This is a genomic window from Maribacter confluentis, from assembly GCF_030505015.1.
Classification (GTDB): Bacteria; Bacteroidota; Bacteroidia; order Flavobacteriales; family Flavobacteriaceae; genus Maribacter; species Maribacter sedimenticola.
In genome coordinates this window covers 869,206-888,247 of the sequence record NZ_JAUKUC010000001.1, presented here as the reverse complement: position 1 = coordinate 888,247, position 19,042 = coordinate 869,206, and the positions used below count along the sequence as shown (strand labels likewise).

20 protein-coding genes and 1 pseudogene are annotated in these 19,042 nt (G+C 37.6%); 18 read left to right on the top strand and 3 right to left on the bottom strand.

From position 1 onward, the window contains the following. Positions 1-199: 199 nt before the first annotated feature. The 4 genes from Q2T41_RS03940 (at position 200) to Q2T41_RS03925 (ending at position 4,060) form a co-directional block, all read left to right on the top strand. Positions 200-853 carry a TetR family transcriptional regulator C-terminal domain-containing protein gene (locus Q2T41_RS03940; protein WP_304435036.1) on the top strand — a complete coding sequence of 218 codons (654 nt, stop codon included), beginning with the start codon at positions 200-202 and terminating at the stop codon, positions 851-853. Between the two features lie 15 nt (positions 854-868). Then, positions 869-2,179 carry an ABC1 kinase family protein gene (locus tag Q2T41_RS03935; RefSeq protein WP_304435035.1) on the top strand — a complete coding sequence of 437 codons (1,311 nt, stop codon included), beginning with the start codon at positions 869-871 and terminating at the stop codon, positions 2,177-2,179. A gap of 115 nt (positions 2,180-2,294) precedes the next feature. Continuing rightward, positions 2,295-3,305, top strand: coding sequence for a 3-oxoacyl-ACP synthase III family protein (locus Q2T41_RS03930; protein WP_304435034.1), 1,011 nt, complete (start codon positions 2,295-2,297; stop codon positions 3,303-3,305). A gap of 395 nt (positions 3,306-3,700) precedes the next feature. Beyond that, positions 3,701-4,060, top strand: coding sequence for a CoA-binding protein (locus Q2T41_RS03925; protein WP_089262795.1), 360 nt, complete (start codon positions 3,701-3,703; stop codon positions 4,058-4,060). A gap of 10 nt (positions 4,061-4,070) precedes the next feature. Here Q2T41_RS03925 and Q2T41_RS03920 read toward each other — a convergent pair whose 3' ends face one another. Continuing rightward, the gene (locus tag Q2T41_RS03920; RefSeq protein ID WP_304435033.1) at positions 4,071-5,561 is read right to left on the bottom strand and encodes a sodium:solute symporter; all 1,491 of its coding nucleotides are present in this window, start codon (positions 5,559-5,561) and stop codon (positions 4,071-4,073) included. 196 nt (positions 5,562-5,757) lie between these two features. On the opposite strand from Q2T41_RS03920, the gene recR reads away from it, so the two are divergent. From recR to Q2T41_RS03850, 14 genes and pseudogenes are all read left to right on the top strand, one after another. Next, positions 5,758-6,378, top strand: coding sequence for a recombination mediator RecR (recR, locus tag Q2T41_RS03915; RefSeq protein WP_304435032.1), 621 nt, complete (start codon positions 5,758-5,760; stop codon positions 6,376-6,378). A gap of 90 nt (positions 6,379-6,468) precedes the next feature. Beyond that, a complete protein-coding gene (locus Q2T41_RS03910; protein ID WP_304435031.1) occupies positions 6,469-7,836 on the top strand; it encodes a dihydrolipoamide acetyltransferase family protein in 1,368 nt (455 codons plus the stop codon). A 262-nt stretch (positions 7,837-8,098) separates the two neighbouring features. Then, complete coding sequence (locus Q2T41_RS03905) at positions 8,099-8,875, top strand: 3'-5' exonuclease (RefSeq protein ID WP_089262803.1); 777 nt, start codon at positions 8,099-8,101, stop codon at positions 8,873-8,875. Between the two features lie 2 nt (positions 8,876-8,877). Further along, positions 8,878-9,789: a carboxypeptidase-like regulatory domain-containing protein gene (locus tag Q2T41_RS03900; RefSeq protein ID WP_304435030.1), complete on the top strand. Its 912-nt coding sequence runs from the start codon at positions 8,878-8,880 to the stop codon at positions 9,787-9,789. A 2-nt stretch (positions 9,790-9,791) separates the two neighbouring features. Next, positions 9,792-10,403 (top strand): fumarylacetoacetate hydrolase family protein, encoded by a 612-nt coding sequence (locus tag Q2T41_RS03895; RefSeq protein ID WP_304435029.1) that lies wholly within the window; start codon positions 9,792-9,794, stop codon positions 10,401-10,403. Beyond that, positions 10,403-10,741, top strand: a complete 339-nt coding sequence (locus Q2T41_RS03890; RefSeq protein WP_304435028.1) for an Hpt domain-containing protein — start codon at positions 10,403-10,405, stop codon at positions 10,739-10,741. The genes Q2T41_RS03895 and Q2T41_RS03890 overlap by 1 nt, the downstream gene beginning before the upstream one ends. Then, positions 10,741-11,991: a competence/damage-inducible protein A gene (locus Q2T41_RS03885; RefSeq protein ID WP_304435027.1), complete on the top strand. Its 1,251-nt coding sequence runs from the start codon at positions 10,741-10,743 to the stop codon at positions 11,989-11,991. Before Q2T41_RS03890 ends, Q2T41_RS03885 begins: the two co-directional genes overlap by 1 nt. A gap of 69 nt (positions 11,992-12,060) precedes the next feature. Continuing rightward, a pseudogene (gene rpmB / locus Q2T41_RS03880) lies at positions 12,061-12,299 on the top strand (50S ribosomal protein L28). A 20-nt stretch (positions 12,300-12,319) separates the two neighbouring features. Further along, positions 12,320-12,502: a 50S ribosomal protein L33 gene (rpmG, locus tag Q2T41_RS03875; RefSeq protein WP_058105695.1), complete on the top strand. Its 183-nt coding sequence runs from the start codon at positions 12,320-12,322 to the stop codon at positions 12,500-12,502. Positions 12,503-12,538: 36 nt separating this feature from the next. After that, on the top strand, positions 12,539-12,691 hold the full coding sequence (locus tag Q2T41_RS03870) for a DUF4295 domain-containing protein (RefSeq protein WP_089262813.1): 153 nt from the start codon (positions 12,539-12,541) through the stop codon (positions 12,689-12,691). An 88-nt stretch (positions 12,692-12,779) separates the two neighbouring features. After that, positions 12,780-13,736, top strand: coding sequence for a signal recognition particle-docking protein FtsY (gene ftsY / locus Q2T41_RS03865; protein ID WP_304435026.1), 957 nt, complete (start codon positions 12,780-12,782; stop codon positions 13,734-13,736). Positions 13,737-13,739: 3 nt separating this feature from the next. Then, a complete protein-coding gene (locus Q2T41_RS03860) occupies positions 13,740-14,609 on the top strand; it encodes a DUF2911 domain-containing protein (protein ID WP_304435025.1) in 870 nt (289 codons plus the stop codon). A gap of 16 nt (positions 14,610-14,625) precedes the next feature. Then, complete coding sequence (locus Q2T41_RS03855; RefSeq protein WP_304435024.1) at positions 14,626-16,305, top strand: amidase family protein; 1,680 nt, start codon at positions 14,626-14,628, stop codon at positions 16,303-16,305. Between the two features lie 16 nt (positions 16,306-16,321). Next, positions 16,322-17,167: a metallophosphoesterase gene (locus tag Q2T41_RS03850; protein WP_304435023.1), complete on the top strand. Its 846-nt coding sequence runs from the start codon at positions 16,322-16,324 to the stop codon at positions 17,165-17,167. 24 nt (positions 17,168-17,191) lie between these two features. On the opposite strand, the gene Q2T41_RS03845 is transcribed toward Q2T41_RS03850, so the two are convergent. Both Q2T41_RS03845 and Q2T41_RS03840 read right to left on the bottom strand, forming a co-directional pair. After that, positions 17,192-17,794 (bottom strand): nitroreductase family protein, encoded by a 603-nt coding sequence (locus tag Q2T41_RS03845; protein WP_304435022.1) that lies wholly within the window; start codon positions 17,792-17,794, stop codon positions 17,192-17,194. An 81-nt stretch (positions 17,795-17,875) separates the two neighbouring features. After that, positions 17,876-19,006, bottom strand: a complete 1,131-nt coding sequence (locus Q2T41_RS03840) for a serine hydrolase domain-containing protein (RefSeq protein ID WP_304435021.1) — start codon at positions 19,004-19,006, stop codon at positions 17,876-17,878. Positions 19,007-19,042 lie beyond the last annotated feature (36 nt).

The following is a 19,042-nucleotide window of genomic DNA, read 5'->3' as shown; positions in this document are numbered from 1 at the left end:
AAACATAATGTATATTTGTAACGTGATTATAACTATTGCTATGAAAAAGAATTTTATGCTATAATCACAAGTTGATTATTTATTGGTTTGGTTGTTTTGAAAACGTGTTATCTTCTTGGGTAACACGTTTTTGCTAAACAAAAACAAGTAATCAATGAACAAAACCTATATTATTTGAAATTGTGAAAAAACTATCTATATGGCAGTCAAAACAAAAAAAACATCTAAGGAGTCTATTATGTCATTATATATGGATTATGTGCTGGAGCATGAGAAGGTACCCAAATCGGTATATAAGTTTTGTAAGGATAATGCAATTGTTGAAAGTGATTTCTATTTGTATTTTGGGTCAATCGGCGCTTTGCAAAAAAGTATATGGACCACATTTTTTGATAACACGATAAAGGTAATTCATAAGAACAAGGAATATGGGGAATTTGCAAATAGGGATAAAATGCTCACTTTTTTATTCACGTTTTTTGAAGTTTTGACCCTAAATCGTAGTTATGTATTGTTCGTTATGGATAATGCTCCCAGTCCGCTCAAAAATATGATGCAGGTAAAGGAGTTAAGAAAAAAGGTGAAGGATTTTGCTAAGGACTTGATCAATAAAGGAAATGTGAGCAAAAGTTCTAAGCTAACAAAGCACAATCCCCAATTATTTTCTGAAGGAGCATGGCTGCAGGTTTTATTTCTAATGAATTTTTGGAGAACAGATGATTCACCCGGTTTTGAGAAAACGGATGTAGCCATTGAAAAATCGGTAAACACTATTTTCGATGTATTTGATAACACTCCATTGGATAATATTCTTGATTTTGGAAAATTTCTATACAGGGAGACATTTGCCTAATTTAATTTATACCGATTGAAAACATTAGATAAGATACCTACAGGGAAAATAGAGCGCGCCAGTAAATTGGTGCGTACCGGTGCGAAAATCGGTGGTAATTATGCCAAGTACCTTGGTAAAAAAATAATTGACCCCAATACTACAAGAGATGAATTGGATGAGGATAATGCTACGGACATCTATGATGGACTTAAGTCTTTAAAAGGTAGTGCGTTAAAGGTGGCCCAGATGCTAAGCATGGAGAAAAACTTATTGCCCAATGCATATGTGGAAAAATTTTCCCTGTCGCAGTTTTCGGTACCTCCCTTGTCCGCACCATTGGTAAGAAAAACCTTTAAAAAGTATTTGGATAAATATCCAGAAGAGATTTTTGATACGTTTAATAAGGATTCTGTTAATGCAGCTAGTATAGGTCAGGTACACAAGGCAACCAAAAATGGCAAGCAATTGGCCGTAAAAATTCAATACCCTGGTGTAGCTCAAAGTATTAGTAGCGATCTGGCAATTGTAAAGCCAATTGCAAGCCGTATGTTCAACCTACAAGGAAAGGATTCTGATAAGTATTTTAAAGAGGTGGAGAATAAATTGGTAGAAGAAACGGATTATGTATTGGAGGTTTCCCAAAGTCAAGAAATTACCCATGCCTGTAAACAAATCCCGAACATTAAATTTCCTACTTATTATCCAGAGCTTTCAAGTTCCCGCATAATTACTATGGATTGGATGACGGGTAAGCATTTAAGCGAGTTTACAAAAACAGATTTCACCCAAGAAATAGGAAATCAATTGGGTCAGGCCTTGTGGAATTTTTATATGTATCAGATTCATGGTCTTCGCAAGGTCCATGCCGATCCCCATCCTGGTAATTTTTTGGTCAATAAAAAGAATGAGCTAATTGCCATAGATTTTGGTTGCATTAAAGAAGTGCCTGATTCATTTTATAAACCTTATTTTGAATTGGCTAAGCCGGAGAACATCTCCGATCAGCGTGTATTTACTGAAAAATTGTATGAGTTGGAAATTTTATTGCCCAATGATACAGATAAGGAAATTACGTTCTTTTCATCTATTTTTCATCAACTGTTAAGTCTGTTTACCAGTCCTTTTCATGCGGATGAATTTGATTTTGGAAATGAAGCATTTTGGTCTAAAATTGCAGATTTGGGAGAACAGTTCTCTTCTGATAAACAAATTAGGAAAATGAACGGAAATAGAGGCTCTAAACATTTTTTATATATGAACCGGACGTTCTTTGGTCTTTACAATTTACTACATGATTTAAAAGCACATGTAAAGATCAATGATTATAAGAAATATCTTAATTAAGGACCGGGCAAATTTTATTATTCGTAGGGATTGTTGCAATTTTAAGGTGAATTCTTAATAGTTGTTTATATTGCAACATTAATGATACCTGAACTATCAGGCTAAAAATATTACTATGTACAACTCAAAAATAATTGGCCTTGGTCATTATGTGCCCGAAAACGTAGTGACTAACGATGACTTGTCCAAAGTCATGGATACAAATGATGCTTGGATACAGGAGCGCACAGGAATCAAGGAACGAAGACATGTGGTCAAGGGTGATGGAGATACCACTACGAGCATGGGTGTTAAGGCTGCTAAGATTGCAATTGAAAGAGCGGGTATAGATAAGGATGATATAGATTTTATAGTATTTGCCACCTTAAGTCCGGATTATTACTTTCCCGGTCCCGGTGTTCTGGTACAACGAGATTTAGGGATTAAAACCGTTGGTGCCTTGGATGTCCGTAATCAATGTTCTGGATTCGTATATGCAATTTCTGTAGCGGACCAGTATATAAAGACGGGTATGTATAAAAATATTTTGGTAATTGGTTCTGAGCTTCATTCCCATGGTTTGGATATGACTACAAGGGGTAGGGCGGTATCCGTAATTTTTGGCGATGGTGCCGGGGCCGCAATATTAAGTAGGGAAGAGGACAATACCAAAGGAATTCTATCTACACATCTGCATTCAGAAGGGCAACATGCTGAGGAACTATCTTTAATAGCCCCTGGAATGGGTAAAAGATGGGTGACGGATATTATAGAGGACAATGATGAAAAAGATGAATCTTACTATCCTTATATGAACGGTCAATTCGTATTTAAAAATGCCGTGGTCCGTTTTAGCGAAGTAATTATTGAAGGGTTGCAAAAAAATAATTTACAATCTACGGATATTGATCTATTAGTGCCGCATCAGGCCAATTTGAGAATATCTCAATTCATCCAAAAGAAATTTCAATTAAGCGATGATCAGGTGTTCAATAACATTATGAATTATGGGAATACCACTGCAGCTTCTATACCTATTGCGTTAACAGAGGCGTGGGAGGCCGGTAAGGTAAAACCTGGCGATTTGGTCGTTTTGGCCGCTTTTGGAAGCGGTTTCACATGGGGCAGTGTTATCATAAAATGGTAAAATAAAGCACCCGTAAAATTTCTACGGGTGCTATTATATAGTGGTATCCAATACGAAAAAAACCAACCAATCTTCTTTATTGAATAACCCCTATACATTATAATAGACGCTATAAAATGTGGTTTGTTACTTATATGGGCGAATATTACAATTTAAAATATTTAAAAATTTACCGGCATTAGGTAAGGGTGCAAAAAGAAACCCGACAACCAAAATAGTTTGGAAGCCGGGCTTCAAATGCTGATAGGCTATACTAAACACTAACCATTAACTATAAACATATAGCGTTACCAACAATATTTTAAATGGAGTTAGATAGTATCTAACTTTACTAATAGACGAAATATTGCGCAATTAGTTACAATTCAAGCAAACTTTAACATCTTTAAATTAATATGAAAAAGACCCTAGTTTTTGGAGCATCCTTAAAACCAAACCGTTACAGTAACATTGCAATCAATAGACTAGTAGCTGCTGGGGTAGAAACATGTGCTTTTGGATTAAGAGCAGGAAATGTTTCTGGAGTCGAAATCTATACTAATTTGGACAAAATTAATGATATTCATACAATTACGCTCTATCTAAATCCTAAAAGACAAGAAGAATATTACCAAAGCATAATTTCCTTGAATCCCAAAAGGGTTATTTTTAACCCTGGAACGGAAAATCCTGTATTTTATAACCTATTGAAAAAGAATGGTATAGAGGTGGATATTGCGTGCACCTTAGTGTTATTGGGTACCGGGCAATACTAATATATTTTTCTTAGGCGATATCTTTAATATTTGCTTCTGTAACCGGTTTTTTACGAATGATCCATAAGCCAATAAAAGTTAGGAGACCATTTAAGGGAAGAAGTTCATATCCAAATTCATAACCTCCTAAAAACTCGCTCGGAATCTTGGCCAAGGTAAGGATGCTTACAACGCAGACTAAAGCTACTACCCAAACGTATTTATCGTATACTTTATATTTAGTGAAAATACCAAACGAAAACAAGCCCAGCAGCGGGCCATAGGTGTAAGAAGCAACCGTAAGTAGACCGTCTATCACATTTCTGTCTAAGATATATTTAAAGGAAATTACGACCAGTATTAAAAGTAGACTCATGCCAATATGGGTTTTACGGCGAATTTTTTTAGCTACCTGTTGCGATTTTTTTTCGGTATTAAGAAAATCTACGCAAAAAGAGGTGGTCAATGAGGTGAGTGCACTATCCGCACTGCTATAGGCCGCAGCAATAAGTCCCAACATAAAGGTTACAGCTACGGTTAGTCCCAAGCCGCTGTTAAGGGCTATCTCTGGAAACAATAAATCTGATTTTGGGGAGCCATCCATTAACGGAAGTGCTATTTGGTGTACGTCGGCATAAATGAACAATAATGCACCAAGTAACAAAAAAATAAAGGTTACTATGACAAGAACAACGCTAAAACTGACCATGTTTTTTTGAGCTTCGCCCAGATTTCTACAGGTAAGATTTTTTTGCATCATATCTTGATCTAGTCCTGTCATACAAATGGTAATGAACATACCGCCTAAAAAAGATTTTAATAAATGATTCTTGGAAAAGAAATCATTGGTAAAAAATGTTTTGCTATAATGTTCCAATTCTGTAGAGCCCAGGAACTCAACAAATGTCCAATCAAGCATTTCCAGAATAAAGTAAATTGAAAGTATTACGGATACGAGCATGAACAGGGTTTGTAAGGTATCTGTCCAAACGATGGTTTTAATTCCGCCCCTAAAGGTATAAACCCAAATTAATAAAATGGAAAGGGTTACCGTAATTTCAAACGGAACGTTCCATGCATCGAATACAAATTGCTGTAACACTATAGCCACTAAAAATAATCTAAAGGCCGCTCCCAATACCCGTGATATAAAGAATGAAACGGCACCCACCTTGTAGCTAACAAAGCCAAACCGATCGTCTAAATATTGGTAAATGGAGGTTACGTTCTGTTTATAATAAATAGGCAATAGGACAAAAGCGGTTACTAGATAGCCAAGGAAATAACCTAGAACAACCTGCATATAGCTAAATTGAGAGGCATCTACCCAGCCTGGTACGGATATAAAGGTAACACCGGACAAAGAAGCGCCTACCATACCAAATGCTACCAGGTACCAGGGCGATTGTTTTCCCGCCTTGAAAAAATCCTCATTGGAGTCGTTCTTTCCGGTAAAGTAAGATATAGCCAGTAGCAGAACAAAATAACCTGAAATCAATAATAATATGTGGGAGGCACTCATGAATTTTAATTTGATGCCAAATTACAAAAAGTTATATGACGTGGTGAAATAGTTGAAACTTAAGGTGCAATTTTATAGGCCTTTGAACTATGCGTGTTCTATGGTAAAACTGTTCCTATGGATAGTATTAGAATTTTGTGTTAACGGGGCAGCATATTTTTCAACTTAAGTCGTAAATTTATGCCCATATTAGCCTATGGATTTTTCATCGAAATTATTAGAGAATGCTGTGTATGAAGTATCGCAATTGCCAGGTATTGGCAAGCGGACGGCTTTACGATTGGTATTACATTTGTTAAAGCAACCAGAAAGACGTACGGATGATCTTGCTACGTCTTTGGTGGACCTTAGGGGCAAAATTCAATTTTGCGAAAATTGCCACAATATTGCGGATACGGTTTTGTGTGAAATCTGTGCAAATCCCAAAAGAGATAATTCACTGGTTTGTGTTGTAGAGGATATAAGGGATGTAATGGCAATAGAAAATACGGGCCAGTTCAGGGGAAAATACCATGTTTTGGGCGGTAAGATATCTCCAATGGAAGGCGTGGGCCCCCAGGACCTTAAAATTGGCTCTTTGTTGGAGAAGGTTAAAGAGGGGGTAATAAAGGAGTTGATTTTTGCGTTGAGTTCTACGATGGAGGGCGATACTACTAATTTCTACATATTTAGACAATTGGAAGGTATTAACGTTAAGACATCCACAATAGCTAGAGGTATAGCAGTGGGTGATGAATTGGAGTATGCAGATGAGGTGACCCTGGGTAGAAGTATCCTTAATCGCGTTCCTTTTGAAGGTTCCTTAAGACAAGATTAGAACTTTAAAACAATAGTAATGTCATCATAAAGGCGTTATTTTTGTTATTTTTGCAAAAAATATATCTAATACAAGCTATAAATTATCGATATGTCAAAATTTGAATTGAAACTACCACGAATGGGGGAAAGTGTTGCAGAGGCAACATTAACGGCATGGTTGAAAGAGGTAGGGGATACTATAGAAATGGATGAGGCTATTTTTGAAATTGCTACGGATAAGGTTGATAGTGAGGTGCCCAGTGAGGTTGACGGTGTGTTGGTGGAGAAGTGTTTTAAAGTAGATGATGTAGTTAAAGTAGGGCAGACCGTAGCTATAATAGAAGTTGAGGGTGTAGAGGATGCGCCTGAAGAAGTGGGGCAGGTAGAACCGCAACATTTAGAACCAATAGAGGAAGAAATGGTGACGGCGACAGTCGAAACCTTTGAAAAGGCCAAGGCGGCAGTATCACCAGAGTTGGTCATACGCGATACGGAACGTTTTTATTCACCATTGGTAAAAAATATTGCCAAGGAAGAAGGTGTTTCGTTTGAGGAGTTAGAAGCTATTGACGGCACAGGAAAAGATGGCAGGGTTACCAAGGATGATATTTTAGCTTATGTCAAGAATGGTAAGGCAAAAGCTGAGCAACATAGACAGGTCATTAAAAAGGAACCTGTGCTGGAAAATATTTCCCAGAACGGTTCGATAACTGGTAGTGATACATCTAAAAATACTGTTTCCAATACATCCAAAACATCAGTTGCGGGCGGCGATGAGGTTATTCCTATGTCCAGAATGGGAAAATTGATTGCCAAACATATGGCGGAAAGCATATCTACATCGGCCCATGTGCAAAGTTTTATAGAGGTAGATGTTACCAATATCGTGAATTGGCGTTTAAAGATGAAAGATGCATTCCTGAAAAGGGAAGGAGAAAAATTAACGTTTACCCCAATTTTTCTTGAAGCAGTGGCCAAAGCGTTAAAAAAATATCCCATGATGAATATTTCTGTTGATGGGGATACCGTAATTAAAAAGAAGAATATTAATATAGGTATGGCCGCCGCATTGCCAGACGGTAATCTAATTGTGCCGGTCATAAAGAATGCAGATCAGTTGAATCTGGTAGGTATGGCTAAAGTTGTCAATGATTTGGCAGAGCGCTCAAGAAACAATGCCTTAAAGCCTGATGAAGTTCAGGGCGGAACATATACCGTAACCAATGTAGGTACATTTGGTAGTGTCTTTGGTACGCCAATTATAAATCAGCCACAAGTGGGTATTCTTGCTTTGGGGGCAATACGTAAAATACCATCTGTTATTGAAACGGAGGAAGGAGATTTCATAGGAATACGTAGTAAAATGTATCTCTCCCATAGCTATGATCATAGAGTGGTCAATGGCGCATTGGGTAGTATGTTTGCAAAGGCCGTAGCGGATTATTTAGAGGCCTGGGATGTAAATCGTGAAATTTAAACTAACATAACAATTAGCATATAAGTGGCATGTGTTTTAACAAATGCCACTTTTGTTTTTATTGGCTACAGGTTATCCGTATAGTCGCTAAAAAAAAGTGGACTATATGAGTTCTGGCCTTTTTTAGGATGGCTTTTGTTCTTTGCTCAATATGTATGTTCCTTATCTTTTATAAAACGGTGTATGGCTATGTTAAATTTTAATTGGCCTGTATTAGAGCATTTGCATAACGAAAGGTATCTTTGTAAAAAGTGTATTTAATATGGAGTTAAAGCTGACCAGGCCTATCTGTTTTTTTGATTTGGAAACCACAGGGGTCAATGTGGCAAAAGATCGTATTGTTGAAATTTCTATCCTTAAGGTGTATCCAAACGGCAATAAGGAAAGTAAGACCTGGCTGGTAAATCCAGAAATGGTCATTCCGCAAGAAGTGGTAGATGTGCATGGCATTACCAATGAAAAAGTGGCCAATGAGCCTACTTTTAAACAATTATCCAAAGAAATCTATAGAATGATAAAGGATGCTGATCTGGGTGGATTTAATTCTGACCGGTTTGATATTCCGTTATTGGCAGAGGAAATGTTACGTGCAGGTATTGATTTTGATATGAAAAATACGGTATCTATTGATGTACAGACTATTTTTCATAAAATGGAAAAACGTACATTGGAGGCAGCGTACAAATTCTATTGTGGAAAGGATTTATCCAATGCCCACAGTGCAGAGGCAGATACTAATGCAACTTATGAGGTATTGTTGTCACAACTGGATAGGTATCCGGATTTGGAGAACAACGTAAAGAAACTTTCTGAATTTTCACGAAGAAAACAATCAGTGGATTTTGCTGGTTTTATTGCCATGGATGAGGAAGGGGAAGAAATTTTTGCTTTTGGTAAGCATAAGGGAAAAAAAGTACATGATGTACTTGAAAACGAACCTGGTTATTTTGGTTGGATGCTCAATGCGGACTTTCCTTTGTATACTAAAAAAATACTGACACAGATTAAGTTGAGCAAACTTAATAATAAACTAGGGTAATAATGAGGATTTTAGTATTGTTCTTGTTAGTTGTTGAGCTCTGTCAGGCACAGGAGATATTAATTGATGGGTACATCCTTGATGAAAAGAATGAGCAGGCAATACCCTACGCCAATATAAGTTTCCTAAAGACTTTAAAGGGTACGTCAAGCAATGATGATGGATATTTTTATGTAGATGTGCCCCAATCATTTTTGGAACGTGAGGTACATATCTCCGCGTTGGGCTATAAGGACACCATCCTTTCGGTTAAACGTTTAAGGGAACAGAAGAAGATAAGGCTTAAGGAAGATACCTTTGAACTGGAGGAAGTGGTGGTGTCCAAGGATTTGGGAGACTCCCAGGTATTGAATCCTATAGGCTCCTATAGTATAAAAAGTGGGTTTTCCTCAGCAGAAACCCCTTGGGTGCTGGCATTGTATTTTCCTAACATTGGCGCATCTAAAAAATATCTTGAAAAAATTACGGTGTTCATGCAGCAGAACAGCCGTTTTAAAAGAAGTTCATCCAAATTTAGGCTTAGGGTCTATGATGTGAACAAGGAAACAAGAAAGCCGGATCATGACCTAATTCGTAAGAGTATAATTTTGGAAACCTCCGTTGAGGAAGATTTTGTATCTATTGATCTTTCCGGTTTGGGCATTAGGATTCCTGATGAAGGAATTTATGTAGGATTGGAATGGTTGTTCTTGCCTTTTAATTGGTATATGAACTCCTATGAACATCCGTTATCCAAGGAAAAAATAGTAGAAGATCGTTTTGCTCCAACATTTGCCGCTGTATATCAAAAAAATCAAAATTTCAAGACTATGGTATACGGTATGGGAGAATGGTCGGATTTTATGATTAAGGCACCGGGGAACAATGAAAACTTAATTCCGGCCATCAGTTTAAAAATGTCCAAAAAGAAATAAGGATGAAGATAATATGTATAGGTAGAAATTATGCTGCCCATATTCAAGAGCTTAATAATGAAAGACCAACGGAGCCTGTTGTGTTTATAAAGCCAGACTCTTCTGTATTGCCCAAGCAACAGGATTTTTACATTCCGGAATTTTCCAATGATATTCATTATGAAGTTGAGATTCTGGTAAAAATAAAGAAGGTAGGTAAGCATATAGCCAAGGAATTTGCACCCATGTACTATGATGAAATTGGTTTAGGAATAGATTTTACCGCTAGGGACCTACAGGCAAAATTGAAAGAAAAAGGACTGCCGTGGGAAAAGGCCAAAGGGTTTGATGGTGCAGCGGTTATAGGTGAGTGGTTGAATAAAAATCAATTTAAAGACCTTAACGACTTAAATTTTAAGCTGTTAAAAAATGATCAAGTGGTACAGGAAGGAAACACAAGATTAATGCTTTGGAAGATAGATGAACTGATAGCTTATGTATCTACTTTTTTTATGCTCAAAAAAGGAGATGTAATTTTTACGGGTACGCCTGCGGGTGTTGGCAAAATAAGTACAAATGACTATCTTTCGGGGAGCTTGGAGAACAAGGAACTTTTTACCGTAAAAATTAAATAATGATTTATAGCCTGGATAAGATAAATGAGATGGCAGAGGGAGATCAGGATTTTATAAATTCTGTAATCTCCGTTTTTTTAGAGGAAGTGCCAGAAGATATGGATTTGCTGGAGAAAGCGTTAGTGGCTAAGGATCATGGTCAGGTATACCAATTGGCACATAAAATAAAGCCCAATGTAGATTTATTGGGAATGGAACAGACCCGTGCAATTGCGTTGGAGATGGAGACCTTGGGCAAAGAAGTGGGCAATATGGACGAGATAGAAAAAAGATTTCCCCTACTTAAGACCGATATAACACAGGTAATTGCCGAGCTTAAAAAAGATTTTGACTTATAATGCTTGCAGAAATAATTACCATTGGCGATGAGATTCTCATTGGTCAAATTATTGATACGAATTCAACTTTTATCGCCCAAGAGTTAAACAAAATTGGGATATCGGTATTTCAAATAACCTCGGTTCAAGATGACCGTACCCATATTTTAAATGCCTTTGCTGATGCCGCCAAACGGGTAGACGTTGTTTTGGTTACGGGGGGGCTGGGACCTACAAAGGATGATGTAACCAAGCATACCTTCTGTGAATATTTTAATGATCACTTGGTAGAGGATCCTGCCGTATTGGCCCATGTAGAAGAACTTTTTGCCAAGTATATCAATTCCACACCTATATCGGATATCAACCGTAAACAAGCTTTGGTGCCAAGTAAGGCAGAAGTGCTACATAATGACAATGGCACTGCGCCAGGCATGTGGATGTATCAAAACGGGGTTACCTTTGTTTCAATGCCCGGTGTGCCTTTTGAAATGAAACATTTAATGAAGGAGCGGGTAATACCCAAACTTTCGGCATTATATAAAAGACCGTATATCATCCATAGGACTATAACAACATATGGTCTGGGGGAAAGTGCAATTGCCAATAGGATAGAAGCTTGGGAAGACGCGCTTCCATCACATATAAAATTGGCCTATTTGCCTAATTTGGGCAAGGTGCGCTTAAGGATATCGGCAAAGGGCCCTGAGTATTCCCCGCTCATGGAGAGCGTAGATGCGGTATGCGAAAAGTTGTATCCTATGATCCATGATATCATGTTGGGCCTTGAGGATGATGAATCACTGGAGGAACTAATAGCAAGATTATTGACCAAGAAGGGATTGACCCTTTCAACTGCGGAAAGTTTTACCGGTGGGAAAATTGCCAGTACCTTAACATCCATACCGGGGGCATCCAAGTACTTTAAGGGTAGTGTGGTAAGTTATGCTACGGAAACCAAGGTAAATGTTTTGAGTGTGCCGCAAGAGCTAGTAGATGCCCATTCCGTGGTAAGTGCGCAAGTAGCCGGTGCTATGGCAAAGGGGGTAAGAAAGTTGATGAAAACCGACTTTGCAATTGCTACAACCGGGAATGCCGGACCTTCAAAAGGAGACTCCGATGCGGAGGTAGGAACCGTGTTTATCGCCATAGAAGGAGAAAAAATACAATTGGTACAAGAATTTAAGATGGGGAGCAACCGCGAACGTATTGTGGAAAAGTCTGTAAATAAGGCATTTGAGCTGCTTCAAAAAGAAATTTTAAAAATGTGAAGTATTATGTTGTCTGTACGATAAAAATGATATAAATTTGCACCCTGTTTAAAAGAAAAAGTCAGCACGATGTCAAAAGTATGTGAAATTACGGGAAGAAGGCGATGTTTGGGAACAACGTATCGTTTTCAATCAATAAGACCAGAAGAAGATTTGATGTAAATCTTTCAAAGAAGCGTTTTTACATTCCTGAGGAAGACCGTTGGATTACGCTTAAAGTTTCAACAAGAGCTTTAAAAAGTATCAATAAAAAAGGCATTTCTGCTGTGTTAAAAGAGGCAAAAGCAAAAGGATTAGTTATAAAATAATCTGGAAAATATAGCGTACGATGGCAAAGAAAGGCAATAGAATACAAGTAATATTAGAGTGCACTGAGCACAAGGAATCTGGACAACCTGGAACTTCTAGATATATTACCACAAAAAATAAGAAGAACACTCCTGAGAGATTGGAAATTAAAAAATTCAATCCTATTCTTAAGAGAATGACCGTTCATAAAGAAATTAAATAGATTTTCGTTTTTACGAAGACCATAAAAATATAAGTCATGGCTAAGAAAACCGTAGCAAGTTTACAGACAAGTTCTAAAAGATTGACAAAAGCAATAAAAATGGTTAAGTCACCAAAATCCGGTGCTTATGTTTTTGTTGAGCAAGTAATGGCACCAGAATTGGTGGATGCTTGGATTGCCAAGAAATAAGATTAATAACTTTTTGTAGTTATTGTAAGCCTCTTTCCTGCGAAAGGGGCTTTTTAATTTTTATATTTGAATAACTATAGTTGAAACGATGAGCTTATTTAAAAAGATATTTTCTACACAGAAGAAAGAGACCTTGGATAAAGGTTTGGAGAAAACAAAGACCAATTTTTTCTCTAAATTGGGGAAAGCGGTTGCCGGAAAGTCCAAAGTAGATGATGATGTTCTGGATAATCTTGAAGAAGTGTTGGTGACCTCGGATGTGGGGGTAGATACCACCTTAAAAATAATTACAAGAATAGAGGCAAGGGTTGCCCGTGATAAATATGTGGGTACTGAAGAACTTAATGGTATTCTACGTGAGGAAATTGCCGGACTATTATCGGAGACCGATCAGAATGAAAATGTAGGTCTAAGTGTTCCTGAAGGAAAGAAACCATATGTTATTATGGTTGTTGGTGTCAATGGTGTAGGTAAGACCACTACAATTGGTAAATTGGCTTATCAATATAAAAAACAAGGATTAAAGGTGGTCTTAGGTGCTGCTGATACGTTCAGGGCAGCTGCCATAGACCAGTTACAGGTTTGGGCGGATCGTGTAGATGTACCCATAGTCAAGCAGCAAATGGGCAGTGACCCCGCTTCCGTTGCTTTTGATACCTTAAGTTCCGCCGTAACCCAAGATGCGGATGTGGTCATTATAGACACCGCTGGCCGTTTGCACAACAAAGTCAATTTAATGAACGAGTTGACCAAGGTAAAACGTGTAATGCAAAAGGTTGTGGAAAATACTCCACATGAGGTACTTTTGGTGTTAGATGGTTCAACCGGTCAAAATGCCTTTGAACAAGCCAAACAATTTACAAAAGCTACCGAAGTTACCGCTTTGGCCATTACAAAATTGGATGGTACAGCCAAAGGAGGGGTGGTCATAGGTATATCCGATCAGTTCAAGATTCCTGTAAAATTTATTGGGGTTGGAGAAGGTATTGAGGATTTACAGGTATTTAATAAATATGAATTTGTAGATTCTTTCTTTAAACTATAGCCATTGAAATTCACCTGGTTTGTATTGTTGCTCACTACGGTTAGCCTTTGTAAGGCACAAATAAACCATCCTAAAATAAGCCCTTTTTCTACACTAGTTCAAGAAGTGGGCTTTACCGAAATTAAAGTTGAATATTCAAGACCAGCGGCACGCGGTCGACATTTATTTGGGATTGCACCCAATGGCGAGTCTGGCTTGGTACCATTTGGTCGTATTTGGCGGGTTGGAGCAAATGCCTCTACAAAAATAACGTTCAATAAAGCAGTGTACATCAATAATACCAAACTTGAAAAAGGTACATATGCCCTATATGCTTTTCCCGAAACAGATGAATGGCAAATTGTCTTTCATAAGAATATAAACCATTGGGGAGATGGTAGAAATGCATATAATGAAAAAGAAGATGTGTTAAGGTTGTCCATAGTACCTAAAAAAACTAAGGACTTTCAAGAGAGTTTCCAAATAGCATTTGATGCTATTGATCATAACGGTTTACAGATGACCTGGCATTGGGGGAATACTAAACTAGTTATACCTATAGTTGTTGATACCAAAAGGCATATGCAGGACCAGATAGATTTGGCCTTAAAAGAATTGCCCAATGCACAAACCTATTATGAAATTGCCAGGTATTACCAAGAGCAAGGTTTGGAACCTGAGTTGGCCTTGGAATATGTGGACAATGCTATTGCGTTAGGTGGTGGCACCTATTTTTATTATCGTGTAAAATCATTGATTTTGGCGGATATGGAACAGTACCAAGAGGCAATATCCTATGCAGAGGCATCTATGGAATTGGCGCAACAATTAAATAAAGATGAGTTTGTACGGTTAAACAAGGCCAATATTAAGGATTGGGAGTCTAAAAAATAATCAACGATTTAATATTATGAAAAAAATTTTGGGGATAATAACGATCGTTTTGTTAAGCGCATGTAAGGAGAAGCAAAATTCTATGAAAGAAGAAATTGTGTTATGGTCGCCATATAATGATTCTGTTGAGGTTGCGGCACATGCAGATCATGAAATTGAGCGTATGCAGTATAAGCTGATACAATCTAAAATTTTGGATAAGAATGAAGTGTTCGTGCCTTTGTATAGTGAAGTGACCAAACTAAGTGAAGAAAGATACCATGCTTTGGCTCCAATGATTTTGGAACAGAACATATTTACGATAAGAGACCATATAGAAAAAGAAGCACTTACTTATGAAGAATTGGTCTTGTTCTTTTTGCACCGTATTTATAAATATGAATTGAACAATACAACCACATTAAACACGGTAATAGCTTTAAATGCTCAAATAGTAGATCAGGCACGGGAATTGGATGAGGATAGGAAAATGGGTAGGTCGCCCAAAATTAAGCATCCAATATATGGTATGCCAATATTACTAAAGGATAATATTAATACTGCCGGTATGAAAACAACGGCAGGTTCCATAGCCTTAATGGATAACGAGGTAGGCGATGCATTTATCGTTTCCAATTTAAAGAAGAACGGGGCTTTGATTTTGGGAAAGGTCAATTTGAGTGAATGGGCATATTTTTTGTGCTCAGGTTGTCCGGTTGGCTATAGTGCCTATGGTGGTCAAACCTTAAACCCCTATGGCAGAAGAATTTTTGAAACCGGAGGTTCAAGTTCTGGGAGTGGAACATCAATTGCGGCAAATTATGCAGTTGCGGCAGTAGGTACGGAGACATCAGGGTCAATACTTTCTCCTAGCAGTCAAAACTCTATTGTAGGTTTAAAGCCAACCATTGGTTTGCTTAGTCGCACTGGTATTGTACCTATTTCAAGTACGTTGGATACACCTGGACCCATGACAAAAAATGTTGTGGACAATGCAATATTATTGTCTGCTATGCTGGGCCATGATGCACAAGATTCCGCATCGGTAGAAAAAGATTTTCCGGGTATATTATCAGCGGGACTTCATCCTGAAAATTTAGGAGAAATGAGGCTTGGTGCGTTTGCAGAACTTATAAAGACTGATAGTATGTATAGAACTACTATAGAGAATTTAAAACGAGCAGGTGCACAAATTGTGGAATTTACCCCGCCGGATGTCAAAATGGATGGTTTCCTTAGTATCCTTAATATTGATATGAGGAACGATTTACCCAAATATTTAAAAAATCATAGTAGACCAGAAAAGGTAAAGGTAGGTTCCGTAGAAGATGTTATCCATTTTAATAATTTGGATTCGAACGTAAGGATACCATACGGCCAATCACTTTTTGAGGGTATTATTGCCGATACTACCTCAAATGAAAAATTACTGGAAATAAAGGCCAATTTGGAAAAGAATGGTCGTTTGTTTTTTGATACCGCAATGGATAGCCATAATTTGGATGCAATATTGTCCATTAATAATTACCATGCCGGCTATGCTGCCGTAGCAAAGTATCCAGCACTGACAGTACCTATGGGATATAAACCTACAGGGGAGCCAATTAGCCTTACGTTTATTGGGAAACAGTTTTCTGAAGCACATTTACTTAGAATGGGAAAAGCTTTTGAAAATAATTTTAAAGTACGCTTAATGCCTAAGGGTTACGGGGAGTAAAACCTATAAGGATAGGATGGAGAGACGAAAGTTTTTAAAGGAAACCTTTAAATGGGGTGCTGGCTTAGGGATATTGGCAGGAATGTACAGTTGGCAGTTAGAACCCTTTTGGTTGGAATTTGTTCGTATAAAGATGCCCGTTAAAAATTTACCCGGACATTTGATCGGTAAGACCTTAATGCAAATTAGTGATATCCATATTGGCAACAGTTTTGATTACCAATATATTATAGATTCCTTTAAGGAGGCCCAAAGCTTAAAACCAGACTTTGTTGTGTATACCGGAGATTATGTTAGCTATGAGGACGACAGCCAATTTATACAGTTAAAAGATGTGTTGGCACATGCGGTCACGGGCAGTATGGGTACGGTAGCAGTTTTGGGAAATCATGATTATGGGATAAATTATGAGGAAGAGCGGGTTGCCTCTGAGATTACGGGACAATTGATCAATGCCGGTGTTACGGTATTGCGTAATGAAGCTGTTCAAATGAGCGGATTGCAAATAATAGGTATAGATGATATGTGGGGTATAAATTTTTATCCCGAAAAGGCTATGAAACAATTTAAAGAAGGTGCGTCTACTATTGTTTTATGTCATAATCCGGATGTTTGCGATTTGCCTGTATGGAACAATTATAAAGGTTGGATATTATCTGGTCATACACATGGGGGACAGGTAAAGCCTCCATTCCTGCCACCACCTATGCTACCGGTCGAGAATAGAAATTATACGGCAGGTGTCATAGATTTGGAAGATGGTAGATCACTCTACATCAATAGGGCCTTAGGTTGTTTGTTGCAGGTGCGTTTTAATGTACGTCCAGAAATTACCTTGTTTACCTTAGAGCGCGAAGATTAGGTATATGTTGATTGTCCTTATCGATTATTTAATGGATTCCACTACCTTGTCTACCGTTAATCTTGATTTGCCATTAATACTTGGCTGATTTTTATCTGCATTATCTCTATAACCGATCGCAACCGCAAAAAGAACTTTATGGTCTTTCAATTTTAAAACTTTTTTGTATTTCAAAGGCTCTATACCTTCCATTGGGGTAGAATCTATTTTCATTGCGGCACAGGCGGCCAAAAAGAAGCCAAGGGAAAGGTAAACTTGGTGGGTAAGCCAGGTAATGGTAGTGTCCGCTGGTTGTTCCTTGATAAACTGCTTATAATAATTTATTGAACCTTCAGCAAGATTGTCCTCAACGTGTTTTTCAAAACGTTCAAGATTATCCATTACGCTAAAAACAACTAGATGGCTTGCATTTTTAATTTTTGGGGCATTGAAGAAAGATGCTTCAGCTAACGAATTTTTGATTTCCTCATTGGATATAAATGAAAATAACCAAGGTTGGCTATTTATCGATGAAGGGCTAAGCTTAAGAATATGTTTTAATTCTTCTATCTGGGTTTCAGGTATTTTTTTACTAGCATCAAAAATCTTGGTAGTGTAACGCTCTTCGGCCAAAGTTTTAAAATCCATCAATTTTTTTTGCAAAAATACGCAATGTAGTCTTCTAATAGAGAAGGTATTTCATGATATCGGTAAAATACTAGCTGATGGTTAAGGAGTTGGTTGTTGTATAATATCCATTATATACCCCCATATTTCGTTATCGAAACTAGAAGGTCCTAAAAGTTCTTCATCACTGGCACCTCCCATTCTAACGACTACCAAATCCATGCTGGGTACCATATACAATTTCTGGTCATTTTTTCCCAAGGCGGCGTATAGGTCTGTTGGGGCGTTAGGAATTAAATTTCCCGTAAACGTATCTTCAGAATTGGGCAGTTTAAAACTTTCCTTGCCATTAAGCCAATACAAATATCCATACGCTAGATTAAGGTCTTGTGAGGTATTGGTCATTGCATTAAAATAGTCCATATCGTTCAAGATAGTGGTGCCGTCCCAATTTCCTTCTTGCAAGTTTAATATTCCAAAGCGGGCCATGCTTCTTGCGGTACTAAAAAATACATTGTTATAACCTATCTTTATAAAGGTACCTTGCATACCAATGGGTTCTTTTATTTTTTCAGAAAAGTACGTGTTAAAATCAGTATTAACGGCATTTGCAATTACATCGTCCAATAAAGTATACGGAGCATTATGGTAATACCAATTGGAATTTGGTTCTTTGAGATATTGTAGACATTCTGGATCTGTACAAAAATTATTGTCTACGGTATAGTCCAGACCAGTGGTCATGGTCAGCTGGTTTTTAATACTGATATTTTGTTCCTGCTCTGGGGTAAGGCTAGTCCATCCTTCTCCCAAATAAATGGAAGAAGCATCGGTTATGTTTAAGTATTCTTCTTCTTGGGCTATGCCGGTAAGCATTGCGGTTAAATTTTTGCCAGCAGAGTTCCAGGCATGGTTATCGTCCATAGTAAAATCACCAAAATATTCCTCCAAGACAATACGACCATTCTTTAGGATTATGAAAGCATCGGTATCATTTTCTTCCAAAAAGTTTAGTAATGTAGGTACATTCTCCTCATTCCACCCTAATGCATTGAACGAAACGGTTTCCCATTGATTAGTGCGACTAATTGGAGGGAAATATGCACTTGTTGGTACTAAATCGATAACAATAGGAGGGTCAATGGTTTTATCGGTTTCTGTATTGGATTCCTTTGAGCAGGAAAAAAGGACTGATACTAAAGTAACTAGGTAGCAAAAGTGGGGAAATTTCATGATCATTTTTAAGTTAGTACACTAATTATCAAGTAA